General features: G+C 46.8%; 1 protein-coding gene and 1 pseudogene. Both read left to right on the top strand.

The window, feature by feature from the left end:
• The first annotated feature begins 1,751 nt into the window (after nucleotides 1-1,751).
• Nucleotides 1,752-2,457 (top strand): annotated as a pseudogene (gene catA, locus AC1RJL_RS19795) (type A chloramphenicol O-acetyltransferase).
• Between the two features lie 462 nt (nucleotides 2,458-2,919).
• The gene (locus tag AC1RJL_RS19790; protein ID WP_000027050.1) at nucleotides 2,920-3,780 is read left to right on the top strand and encodes a broad-spectrum class A beta-lactamase TEM-116; all 861 of its coding nucleotides are present in this window, start codon (nucleotides 2,920-2,922) and stop codon (nucleotides 3,778-3,780) included.
• The last annotated feature ends 86 nt before the right edge of the window (nucleotides 3,781-3,866 follow it).

The following is a 3,866-nucleotide window of genomic DNA, read 5'->3' as shown; positions in this document are numbered from 1 at the left end:
CTGATTAAGCATTGGTAACTGTCAGACCCGGCCACGATGCGTCCGGCGTAGAGGATCTGAAGATCAGCAGTTCAACCTGTTGATAGTACGTACTAAGCTCTCATGTTTCACGTACTAAGCTCTCATGTTTAACGTACTAAGCTCTCATGTTTAACGAACTAAACCCTCATGGCTAACGTACTAAGCTCTCATGGCTAACGTACTAAGCTCTCATGTTTCACGTACTAAGCTCTCATGTTTGAACAATAAAATTAATATAAATCAGCAACTTAAATAGCCTCTAAGGTTTTAAGTTTTATAAGAAAAAAAAGAATATATAAGGCTTTTAAAGCTTTTAAGGTTTAACGGTTGTGGACAACAAGCCAGGGATGTAACGCACTGAGAAGCCCTTAGAGCCTCTCAAAGCAATTTTGAGTGACACAGGAACACTTAACGGCTGACATGGGCAAGTTTACTCATATATACTTTAGATTGATTTAAAACTTCATTTTTAATTTAAAAGGATCTAGGTGAAGATCCTTTTTGATAATCTCATGACCAAAATCCCTTAACGTGAGTTTTCGTTCCACTGAGCGTCAGACCCCGTAGAAAAGATCAAAGGATCTTCTTGAGATCCTTTTTTTCTGCGCGTAATCTGCTGCTTGCAAACAAAAAAACCACCGCTACCAGCGGTGGTTTGTTTGCCGGATCAAGAGCTACCAACTCTTTTTCCGAAGGTAACTGGCTTCAGCAGAGCGCAGATACCAAATACTGTTCTTCTAGTGTAGCCGTAGTTAGGCCACCACTTCAAGAACTCTGTAGCACCGCCTACATACCTCGCTCTGCTAATCCTGTTACCAGTGGCTGCTGCCAGTGGCGATAAGTCGTGTCTTACCGGGTTGGACTCAAGACGATAGTTACCGGATAAGGCGCAGCGGTCGGGCTGAACGGGGGGTTCGTGCACACAGCCCAGCTTGGAGCGAACGACCTACACCGAACTGAGATACCTACAGCGTGAGCTATGAGAAAGCGCCACGCTTCCCGAAGGGAGAAAGGCGGACAGGTATCCGGTAAGCGGCAGGGTCGGAACAGGAGAGCGCACGAGGGAGCTTCCAGGGGGAAACGCCTGGTATCTTTATAGTCCTGTCGGGTTTCGCCACCTCTGACTTGAGCGTCGATTTTTGTGATGCTCGTCAGGGGGGCGGAGCCTATGGAAAAACGCCAGCAACGCGGCCTTTTTACGGTTCCTGGCCTTTTGCTGGCCTTTTGCTCACATGTTCTTTCCTGCGTTATCCCCTGATTCTGTGGATAACCGTATTACCGCCTTTGAGTGAGCTGATACCGCTCGCCGCAGCCGAACGACCGAGCGCAGCGAGTCAGTGAGCGAGGAAGCGGAAGAGCGCCCAATACGCAAACCGCCTCTCCCCGCGCGTTGGCCGATTCATTAATGCAGCTGGCACGACAGGTTTCCCGACTGGAAAGCGGGCAGTGAGCGCAACGCAATCCTCTAGAGGATCCAAATGAGACGTTGATCGGCACGTAAGAGGTTCCAACTTTCACCATAATGAAATAAGATCACTACCGGGCGTATTTTTTGAGTTATCGAGATTTTCAGGAGCTAAATCAACATTAAAATATGGTGCGGGAACTATGAAAAACAAACAAAAACAACCATCCATACCTCACCAAAATACCCCCGGTAACCCATCAAACACACCCCAAATCATTCTGGTGCGGAAAATGCATTGCAACTCATTGAATAAGCAGATAGAATTTCAACCGGAGTTCTAGAACACCAAAGCCGAAAGGCTGTTAAGACAGAGAAAAAAATCACTGGATATGACCACCGTTGATATATCCCAATGGCATCGTAAAGAACATTTTGAGGCATTTCAGTCAGTTGCTCAATGTACCTATAACCAGACCGTTCAGCTGGATATTACGGCCTTTTTAAAGACCGTAAAGAAAAATAAGCACAAGTTTTATCCGGCCTTTATTCACATTCTTGCCCGCCTGATGAATGCTCATCCGGAATTTCGTATGGCAATGAAAGACGGTGAGCTGGTGATATGGGATAGTGTTCACCCTTGTTACACCGTTTTCCATGAGCAAACTGAAACGTTTTCATCGCTCTGGAGTGAATACCACGACGATTTCCGGCAGTTTCTACACATATATTCGCAAGATGTGGCGTGTTACGGTGAAAACCTGGCCTATTTCCCTAAAGGGTTTATTGAGAATATGTTTTTCGTGTCAGCCAATCCCTGGGTGAGTTTCACCAGTTTTGATTTAAACGTGGCCAATATGGACAACTTCTTCGCCCCCGTTTTCACCATGGGCAAATATTATACGCAAGGCGACAAGGTGCTGATGCCGCTGGCGATTCAGGTTCATCATGCCGTTTGTGATGGCTTCCATGTCGGCAGAATGCTTAATGAATTACAACAGTACTGCGATGAGTGGCAGGGCGGGGCGTAATTTGATATCGAGCTCGCTTGGACTCCTGTTGATAGATCCAGTAATGACCTCAGAACTCCATCTGGATTTGTTCAGAACGCTCGGTTGCCGCCGGGCGTTTTTTATTGGTGAGAATCCTTAAGCCAGCCCCGACACCCGCCAACACCCGCTGACGCGCCCTGACGGGCTTGTCTGCTCCCGGCATCCGCTTACAGACAAGCTGTGACCGTCTCCGGGAGCTGCATGTGTCAGAGGTTTTCACCGTCATCACCGAAACGCGCGAGACGAAAGGGCCTCGTGATACGCCTATTTTTATAGGTTAATGTCATGATAATAATGGTTTCTTAGACGTCAGGTGGCACTTTTCGGGGAAATGTGCGCGGAACCCCTATTTGTTTATTTTTCTAAATACATTCAAATATGTATCCGCTCATGAGACAATAACCCTGATAAATGCTTCAATAATATTGAAAAAGGAAGAGTATGAGTATTCAACATTTCCGTGTCGCCCTTATTCCCTTTTTTGCGGCATTTTGCCTTCCTGTTTTTGCTCACCCAGAAACGCTGGTGAAAGTAAAAGATGCTGAAGATCAGTTGGGTGCACGAGTGGGTTACATCGAACTGGATCTCAACAGCGGTAAGATCCTTGAGAGTTTTCGCCCCGAAGAACGTTTTCCAATGATGAGCACTTTTAAAGTTCTGCTATGTGGCGCGGTATTATCCCGTATTGACGCCGGGCAAGAGCAACTCGGTCGCCGCATACACTATTCTCAGAATGACTTGGTTGAGTACTCACCAGTCACAGAAAAGCATCTTACGGATGGCATGACAGTAAGAGAATTATGCAGTGCTGCCATAACCATGAGTGATAACACTGCGGCCAACTTACTTCTGACAACGATCGGAGGACCGAAGGAGCTAACCGCTTTTTTGCACAACATGGGGGATCATGTAACTCGCCTTGATCGTTGGGAACCGGAGCTGAATGAAGCCATACCAAACGACGAGCGTGACACCACGATGCCTGTAGCAATGGCAACAACGTTGCGCAAACTATTAACTGGCGAACTACTTACTCTAGCTTCCCGGCAACAATTAATAGACTGGATGGAGGCGGATAAAGTTGCAGGACCACTTCTGCGCTCGGCCCTTCCGGCTGGCTGGTTTATTGCTGATAAATCTGGAGCCGGTGAGCGTGGGTCTCGCGGTATCATTGCAGCACTGGGGCCAGATGGTAAGCCCTCCCGTATCGTAGTTATCTACACGACGGGGAGTCAGGCAACTATGGATGAACGAAATAGACAGATCGCTGAGATAGGTGCCTCACTGATTAAGCATTGGTAACTGTCAGACCAAGTTTACTCATATATACTTTAGATTGATTTAAAACTTCATTTTTAATTTAAAAGGATCTAGGTGAAGATCCTTTT

The sequence above is a fragment of the Cellvibrio sp. GW822-FHT04B05 genome (genome assembly GCF_058800985.1).
The sequence above is the reverse complement of the archived record's forward strand: the minus strand, read 5'-3'. Positions and strand labels throughout refer to the sequence as shown.

Coding starts and splice junctions, on each gene's coding strand:
- AC1RJL_RS19790 (WP_000027050.1), top strand. CDS start 2,920: ATGAGTATTCAACATTTCCGTGTCGCCCTTATTCCCTTTTTTGCGGCA.